Raw genomic sequence first — 7,509 nt, 5'->3', positions numbered from 1 at the left:
GCGGCCATCCGATCTGCCAATTCGCGGGGGCGAAAGGCCATATCGCAACTCCACAAATAACGTCCCCAACCAATATATGGCTCAATCGAGGCAAACCGAGTCCCACCTTGAGCCTGCCCCACCGGAGCAATGCAATCATCTGAGCAACACAAGCTTCATACGATGGCTGATTGCCGCGGAGGCTTGCCGGCGCCGGCGCGTGGGAGGCCCGGGACGGATTGCTTCATTGCCGGTCAGTAGAAACGCGTGAACGGCCTTGTGTCCGATTTCGTACACCGGATTGCGAAGCCGAAGAGCGTGGTCCGCCTAAATTGCGCGGTATCTCAATGATTTGCAAAAGAGCTTATGACGGTTACCGGACCGACAATGACCGCGCCGATCCCTATAAAACCTTTCCGCAGGACGCCTCTCGGAGCGCCCTTGCAGATGCCTGCGGTACATCGGCCCGACCGACCGGGCGGGATATCGCAGTGTCAATGCAGGTTTCAAAAGTCGGTCTCCCCTTGGACAATAAGCTTCTGGCGTCCCTTCCCCGAGGCGATTTCGCTCGTCTGCTTCCGCACATTTCGACCATCGCCCTGCAGCAGGGCGCGGTGCTGATCGAGGCCGGGGACGAGGTCGATCACGTCTATTTCCCGCATTATGGCATGCTGTCCCTGCTCGCCGTGCTGCGCGACGGAAAGGCTATCGAGACAGCCACGGTCGGCCGCGAAGGCGTCGTCGGCGCCATGGCCGGGCTTGGCCTGTACAAATCACTGGTCCGGGTTGTGGTGCAGATGCCGATGGCGGCGAGCAAGATCGCGGCGACCCACTTCCGTACTGTCGCCGCAAGCAGCGATCCCGTACGCAATCTCGCGATCCGTTACAACGAAGTGCTGCTCTCGCAAGCCCGGATCACCGCCGCGTGCAACGCGCTGCACTCCATCGAGGCCCGATTTTGCCGCTGGCTGCTGCAGTGCGCCGATCGCGCGGCGAGCACGACCGTACCTCTGACTCAGGAATTTCTCGCTGAGATGCTGGGGGTGAGGCGCACCTCCGTGACCGAGGTGGCGAGCAAGGTGCAGAACGCCGGCGCCATCACCTACTCCCGAGGCGTGATCAGGATCATCGACCGCGCCGCGCTGACGCGAATGTCTTGCGAGTGCTACGAGACGCTGGTGGAGCAATCCGCCACGTTAAGCTAGACAACGCTAAGCTAAAAAAGCGATCAATCAGCGAACCGGTCGCGGTTGCTTTCCGACTGTCCTATAGCCTGATCGGTTCTGGTTGAATCAGAATCGGGCCTCAGCTTCTTCTTCGGGTTTTCTTCACGCCCGCCGACGTGCAATTCGCTTGAAAGCGCTCTAACGCGCTTCCGTCCTGGTTTGCGTGCTGCCGGTTTTAGCCCGCGGCTTGGCAGGTGTTGCAGCTTTGGCGGTTTCGCCCCCGCGCACCGAACCCCAGGGATCGGCAGAGGTCTTCGCGTCCGGGATTTTCCTCAGCGATTCCTTATAGGCCTTGTCCCTCTCGGCCTCGGCTTCCTTTTCCTCCGGCGTCTTGGATTGGAGCTCCGGAATCAAATTGATATTGGGTGTCTGTGCCACCGCGTAACCCGGCCCTGCCAGCAGCGCGACCACAAGCGTCAAGCGGAAAACTCTCATCGAAAATTCCCCCGTTTTGCTCACCTATACCATCGCGGCGAGCGCAAGGCCAAGGCCGCCACTGGGCGGCTCGGAACGCGCGGGCAGTGTTCCCTTCTGCAAAATGCCCTCTAGAATGCGTGCCAGGTGCCTGGGGGAATGAAGACTCATGCAAAGCGGCCAGCAAGAGACTGAGTTCGACATCGATGAAGCCCGTCGCGTCCTTGCCGACGTGTTCGCCCCATGGGTACAGGATCTCGGGCTGTCGATCAGCGTACTGGATTACGCCCGGCCGGCTGAAGCCGCCGCGGACTGGCAGCCAGGTGCGATTTTGCGCATGGGCTTTTCCGAACGCTTGTGCCGGCACGGCGGCATTGTATGCGGTCAGGCACTGATGGCGCTCGCCGACACCGCGATGGTGATCGCGATACTCGCGGCCAATCGCGGGTACCGGCCGATGACGACGGTGGACCAAACCACGCATTTCATGCGCGCCGTGGCGTCGGCCGATGTGCTGGCGGATGCGCGGGTGGTCCGGCTCGGGCGCTCCATGAGCTTCGGCCGCGTCACGTTGTCGAGCGCCGCGGACAACAAACCGGTGGCGATGGTCTCAAGCGCGTTTGCGATGCTTTGAGATCGCGTTGCAGGCACATCAGGATGTAGCGGGCGTAAGGCTCTTGCCGAGGTCGCCGCGGCAACGTGGATCGCTTAGCAGCGAGTCGAGCCGACTATCGCGCGGCGGAGCTGCCTACTGAAATCTCCCAAAACGAAAAAACCTTCGGCAGGGCATTGCCGAAGGTTTTCGGAGGTTTTCATAAAGTAGGTTTGCGTCTGCTTGAGACTAAGAGGCCGCCAAACGATTTGGCCGACTACCTAAATGGAACATAGATGAATTTATTATATGAGTAAATCATGTTTTTGCGTTTCCGCTTCGCCTCGTTCATCAAAGGAGAATTCGGGTATCCAGAGCAGGTTAGTCGTTCGCCGATGAGGCTTTTGACCGGTAGTCCGCAATGCAAAACCCCCGGCAGTTGCCCCGCCGGGGGTTTTGTCAGATCGTAGTCAGACGAACCGGATTACCAGTTGCGCTGAGCGCGGAGGAGCAGGAGCACAGTGTTCTGATCCTTGAGCTCGTACACGGCTGGGGCTCCCGGTTTACCAATAGTGTTGCTGCCGGCAACGGCCGTGCCTTCCATTTTCTGATCCAGATGGGTGTACGTTAGATCAGCCGCGAAGGTCAGGTTAGTGACCGGCGTCCATCGCGTGATCAGACCAAGCTGCCCGATGTTGTAGTCGGGGTTGCAAGAGGTTACGCCCGTGCCGAAGGTCCTTTGGAACGAACCACCCGCACCGCCAGAACCGCAGATCAGGTTCTTAGCCTCGTCATTATAATGGATCGCAGCGAAAGCACCGTAGAGGCTGGTGTTCCAGAAGGGATTCCAATTGTGGGTATAGCCACCGCGCATGCCCCAGGTCTGAACCAGCTGTTGCTGACCTCCCGCCGCGAACACACTGTCAGGCGCAATGCCAAATCCAACGCTCTGGTAGGCTCCTGCCAGGTTCGTTCCACCATAAACGGTGTTCGCACCCGCCGAGGCCGCCAAGTCCTGGATGTTGTAACGGGTTGCACCATCCGTATACACGCCCTGGATGTTGATCACGTCACCAACTCCGGTCGGGATGTTCTTGATCGATAGGGCGCCCTGCACCGCAAAGCCCCATCGGTCGTCCGGATGGCTAGTAAGTTCCGTGGCGCCGTAGTAGGCGGCATGGTTGTCATGGGCGGCGACCGATAGCTGGGCGAGACCCCAAGCCTGGTCAACTTTGAGCACGCCGACGAAGTCAGGAGAAATCGTTCCAGCGTAGTCACCGGTACCAAAGGCGCCACCAGCGCTGATGTTGTTCACGCCCGCCTGATAGTAGGCGACCGAGTCCTGGGCCGACAGCGTGCCGCTGACGCCGTTGCCAAAGTCAGCAGTGTAGGTGAACTGATTGACGCCGGTGACCGTGCCGCCACCGCCGACGAGACCGTCATAGATGTTGCCGGGATAGGCCGTCCAGGGAGCGCTGAATTGCGAGATGGCCTTACCCATCGTGAAGCCAGCGAACTGGATAAACGCATAGTAGACGCCAACTGTACCACCGGCCACCGCGCCCGCGTTTGCGTTGTTCGGCGCGGAAACCGTGCCGATCGGCGAGTAAACAGTCGATCCGTTGCCTTGTCCGGCGAAGCTGTCTGTCGTCCAGGTAAACGTCGCGTCGAAGAAAGTGCGGACCACGCCATATTCGGTCGCGGTGCGGGTATCGATGTTGAGGTCTTCACGCGAACGCCAAGTGTAACCGTTCGTGAACCGGTTCATCGCACCACCGGCGCCCGATGTATTGCCCGTGCTGTCGGTGTTGGTGTTGACCACCACGTCAGCACGCAAATAGCCACCCAGCTTGATGCAGGTGTCGGTGCCCGGGATGTAGTAGAAACCGGCACCATACAGAGAGCAGACCTTCACGTACTCGACGGCCTTGGCCTTGAGCGGAAGATCAGCTGCCTGTGCCCCACCCACGGCGATCAGACCCGCCGCTGAGCCGAGCATAAGGCTCTTAACAATCTTCATGTTAACCTCCAGTTGTGGGAAGGTTCCGGCTCCGCCGGGTGCGAACACCCGAGGGTTGGTCCCCTGATCCCTTGAAAACCGCTCTGTCATTCGCGTCTTCGGACACACCCGCGTGACGCGAGGGACAAAAGCGAACCACGTAACGGGACGATCTGGCCCCCAGTCGCCTCACGAACTATGCATGCTGAAATTACGTAATCAAAATAGTTTATTGAGTAAGCTATTTGTTTGCAGGTGCGGTGTGTCCGCCGCGCAACACCTTGTTTCGGCCTGTTCATGGGTCCAAAAGCTCATCAGATGCTTGATCTTGTTACCTGATTTTTTCAATTGCGCCCTACCTCGAACGGATCGATATTGAGCCGCGGGAGCTGGCCTCAATAAGGGAGCGAGTTCAGTGGACTTGGCGAAACGGGCTGATCGGGGCGATGCCGCAAAGAATCAGGACGTCATCAAGCGCTTCACGTGGGAAGTCGCTTCGATCAACGTCTACCTGCAGGAGCTCCGCTATTTCTGGGCGAAGGCTCTGGGAATCAGCGGTCCGCAGTGGATGATCCTGCTGGCCTTGGCGGATCTCGATCAGGGCGAAGGCGTTCCGGTGAAGGTCGTATCAAAGATGCTTCACGTGGATCCATCCTTCGTCACAACGCAATCGAAGCTGCTGGAGAAGAAGGGGTTCATGCGCCGGAAGACCTCTGTGGATGACGCCAGAATCGTGCAGATGTCCTTGACGGACAAGGCATACAAGCAGATGGCGAATTTGGCCTCCCAGCAGGAAACCCTGAGCGAGTTCATCTTTGCGGAATTCAAGGATCGAGAACTCGCAGCCTTCACAGCCAAACTAACCTCCCTGAAAAATCGACTTGAGAAAGCCTGCTTGAAAGTCGCGATCGATCTCTGAGCCCCTCGCCCGATTGAACGCAACCGGATCGGGTGGTCAAAAATAAAGGCTCCATCGATGGAGCCCATCTCGCGTGCCTCAATAAACCAAGTCTAGCTGCGAAGGGCCACTCTGCTTGCGACCTCAGTTCGATCCCAGGGGGTGGACCCATTGGCCCGACAATCAAGACCTTTCGACCGAACTGATGAGGCTCCTGGGAGCAGCTCAAGAAGGTGGCTCGACTGTTTCTGAATGCTTCCTCACCGCGAACCGGATCGATCCAAAGGACGAGCAGTCCTGGTTTGAGGAATGGAAGAAAACCGCCGATGTAAGCGCCGAACGCGCCGACAGGGCCATTGCGCGCGGCAATTTGCTGACGGCCCAAAGCAACTGGCTGCGTGCGACGAACTACTACAACGCGGCCATGTTCCCTTTCGATTGCGCAGACAAGAGACGACAGACCGTTCTCGCCAGAATGCGGGCATGCGCGCGAAGCTACCTTAAAGATCGCAAGCCCGCCGGCGCGGCCATTGAGATTCCCTGGCTTGATGGCTACCCGTTGCAAGGCTATTTCCTGCCGGCTCCGAAGGCGTCATCCCCATCGCCGGTTGTCATTTGCATCGGTGAACCAGGCCATCGCAAGGAAGAGTATCTCTACAAAGTTGCGCGGTACGCGGCCGATCGCGGCTTAGCGCTGCTCGCGGTGGATCTACTCGGATCAGGCAGCGGCGCGCAATTCGCGCAGCTGGCCGGCCGCCCGGATCTGGAGACCGCGATTGGCCATGTCATGGATTACCTCGTGGCCAGGAACGATGTCGATAGAACCCGAATAGCGATTCTTGGAAACAGTTCGGGCTCGTTCGTCGCACGGGGAATTGCCCTCGATGATCGCTTCGCGGCCGCGGTTTGCGATGGAGGCATCTGGGATTTGCACGAGCGAGAGTTCTTTGCAATGCGCGGCAAGACGGCTGAAGCCAATCTCCTCTCCACCGGGCTCGAAGTTGGCCGAGTCAGCCGCAGGATAAAGTGTCCGGTCTTGATCACCATCGGCGAGCATGGCTGGCTTGAGGCAGACCACGTCAGCGGCCTGTTTGGCCAGATCAAGTCGGATCAGCGCGACGCTACGCTGAAAATATTCCGCGGCCCCGATACGGCAGCTTCGCAAGATCACATCGACAATCCGACGCTTGCGAATGAGTTCATCTTTGACTGGATCGCCGACCGGTTGCGTATCGATGACGCTCCGCGAACATCGCTCCTGAGGCGGTGGGAAGCCGTGCTGGCCGATTGTTGAGAAGCATTGCTTCCGGCGCCGACCACGCAACCAGGAACACCTCGCCCTAGGACAATTTGCGTCTCAATGTGATCTCGTTAACATACAGCGGCAGCCGACATAGCTACGAAGCTGCTGGCCCTCATGTTAGGGGCGCAACGTCAGCAGCGATTTTTTGGGGGAATTTGCGATGCGATCCCTTTTGCACCTCCTTGTGTTTTCAATGCTCATGACCGCGTTCGTCCCAGCGAGGCCGGCCCTCGCGCAAAAGCTGGTCGATCCGAATGTCGTCGCTCCCGAATTTCGCGAAGCGGCGGAAAAGCGGCGCGCAGAACAGGTCAAGATGATACGGTGCCAGCGCAAGGCGGAGGAAGCAAAAGTACTCCCGAGGGATCGCACCACGCATATCAATCAATGTCTTCTGACTGAGCCCGAAAAGTGATTTCGATCACCTACGAACCCTGCTCGGCTCAGTGCGTCCCGGTGCACCGAATAGACCGGTGCACCGAATAGAGATCAGCTAGGACAGCGATCGAACCTGCCAAAACCGGAGCAAGCGACGCGCATTCTCAATGGTCAGCGCCGCGTATTGTCCTTTTGCCCTGGCGATCTCGCGTGGCCCCATTGAGCCGGTCGCAAACCGGCTCTCGAGGACCGCGTGGACAGTCTCCCAGCCAAGCTCTGCCGCCTTGCAGGGGATCAAGACGCCATCATCACGAAGGCTTTGCATCAAGGGACGAACCACCTCGATCGTCGATTGCGACAGCTCGGCAAGGGCAACCACCGTCTCTTCGTACTTTCGCGCCTTTGCGAACGCCCGCAAGGCCTCCTCGTTGAGCTTGCCCTCTTCCCTGACCTGGGCGACCACCCGTTCGGCAGTGGCGAAGTCACGAACCTTCGACATTTCGCGATCTGCTCCGGCCGAAGCGGCCGAGATCGCAGTTCGGATTTCCTCAAAAAGGTGGGGTGGCGCTCGCGCCAGTAGCCGCGAGCGAACCGCTTCCGCGGCCTGGCTCAGCAGTCGATCACGCATGTCCTTCGGGAGATCAACTCGAATTCCGGTCTCGATCGCTAGCTCGGGATCGGACTCGGCTTGCGCTATAATGATAGCAAATCCCGCGGCCGAAA

At 58.9% G+C, this 7,509-nt stretch carries 8 protein-coding genes; 5 read left to right on the top strand and 3 right to left on the bottom strand.

Annotation, left to right across the window (positions count from 1 at the left end; translation table 11 throughout):
• The first annotated feature begins 476 nt into the window (after window positions 1-476).
• The gene (locus VJV58_RS03915) at window positions 477-1,184 is read left to right on the top strand and encodes a Crp/Fnr family transcriptional regulator (RefSeq protein WP_324136034.1); all 708 of its coding nucleotides are present in this window, start codon (window positions 477-479) and stop codon (window positions 1,182-1,184) included.
• 159 nt (window positions 1,185-1,343) lie between these two features.
• Here the strand turns inward: VJV58_RS03915 and VJV58_RS03910 are convergent, their stop codons facing one another.
• Complete coding sequence (locus VJV58_RS03910; protein ID WP_324136033.1) at window positions 1,344-1,640, bottom strand: hypothetical protein; 297 nt, start codon at window positions 1,638-1,640, stop codon at window positions 1,344-1,346.
• A gap of 148 nt (window positions 1,641-1,788) precedes the next feature.
• Here VJV58_RS03910 and VJV58_RS03905 point away from each other — a divergent pair, with 148 nt between their 5' ends.
• Window positions 1,789-2,253: a PaaI family thioesterase gene (locus VJV58_RS03905; protein ID WP_324136032.1), complete on the top strand. Its 465-nt coding sequence runs from the start codon at window positions 1,789-1,791 to the stop codon at window positions 2,251-2,253.
• A 442-nt stretch (window positions 2,254-2,695) separates the two neighbouring features.
• On the opposite strand, the gene VJV58_RS03900 is transcribed toward VJV58_RS03905, so the two are convergent.
• Window positions 2,696-4,231 (bottom strand): porin, encoded by a 1,536-nt coding sequence (locus VJV58_RS03900; protein ID WP_324136031.1) that lies wholly within the window; start codon window positions 4,229-4,231, stop codon window positions 2,696-2,698.
• Between the two features lie 394 nt (window positions 4,232-4,625).
• On the opposite strand from VJV58_RS03900, the gene VJV58_RS03895 reads away from it, so the two are divergent.
• From VJV58_RS03895 to VJV58_RS03885, 3 genes are all read left to right on the top strand, one after another.
• Window positions 4,626-5,129, top strand: coding sequence for a MarR family winged helix-turn-helix transcriptional regulator (locus VJV58_RS03895; protein WP_324136030.1), 504 nt, complete (start codon window positions 4,626-4,628; stop codon window positions 5,127-5,129).
• Window positions 5,130-5,313: 184 nt separating this feature from the next.
• Window positions 5,314-6,402 carry an alpha/beta hydrolase gene (locus VJV58_RS03890; protein ID WP_324136029.1) on the top strand — a complete coding sequence of 363 codons (1,089 nt, stop codon included), beginning with the start codon at window positions 5,314-5,316 and terminating at the stop codon, window positions 6,400-6,402.
• Window positions 6,403-6,571: 169 nt separating this feature from the next.
• Window positions 6,572-6,823 (top strand): hypothetical protein, encoded by a 252-nt coding sequence (locus VJV58_RS03885; RefSeq protein ID WP_324136028.1) that lies wholly within the window; start codon window positions 6,572-6,574, stop codon window positions 6,821-6,823.
• Between the two features lie 78 nt (window positions 6,824-6,901).
• Here the strand turns inward: VJV58_RS03885 and VJV58_RS03880 are convergent.
• A partial coding sequence (locus VJV58_RS03880) for a DUF2336 domain-containing protein (RefSeq protein ID WP_324136027.1) occupies window positions 6,902-7,509 on the bottom strand: 608 nt, incomplete at its 5' end.

It is taken from the genome of Bradyrhizobium sp. (assembly GCF_035273305.1).
Classification (GTDB): domain Bacteria; phylum Pseudomonadota; class Alphaproteobacteria; order Rhizobiales; family Xanthobacteraceae; genus Bradyrhizobium.
The sequence above is the reverse complement of the archived record's forward strand: the minus strand, read 5'-3'. Positions and strand labels throughout refer to the sequence as shown.

Excerpts from the sequence above, each read along its gene's own strand:
- VJV58_RS03905 (WP_324136032.1), top strand. The coding sequence starts at position 1,789 with ATGCAAAGCGGCCAGCAAGAGACTGAGTTCGACATCGATGAAGCCCGT.
- VJV58_RS03900 (WP_324136031.1), bottom strand. The coding sequence starts at position 4,231 with ATGAAGATTGTTAAGAGCCTTATGCTCGGCTCAGCGGCGGGTCTGATC.
- VJV58_RS03915 (WP_324136034.1), top strand. The coding sequence starts at position 477 with ATGCAGGTTTCAAAAGTCGGTCTCCCCTTGGACAATAAGCTTCTGGCG.
- VJV58_RS03890 (WP_324136029.1), top strand. The coding sequence starts at position 5,314 with ATGAGGCTCCTGGGAGCAGCTCAAGAAGGTGGCTCGACTGTTTCTGAA.
- VJV58_RS03885 (WP_324136028.1), top strand. The coding sequence starts at position 6,572 with ATGCGATCCCTTTTGCACCTCCTTGTGTTTTCAATGCTCATGACCGCG.
- VJV58_RS03910 (WP_324136033.1), bottom strand. The coding sequence starts at position 1,640 with ATGAGAGTTTTCCGCTTGACGCTTGTGGTCGCGCTGCTGGCAGGGCCG.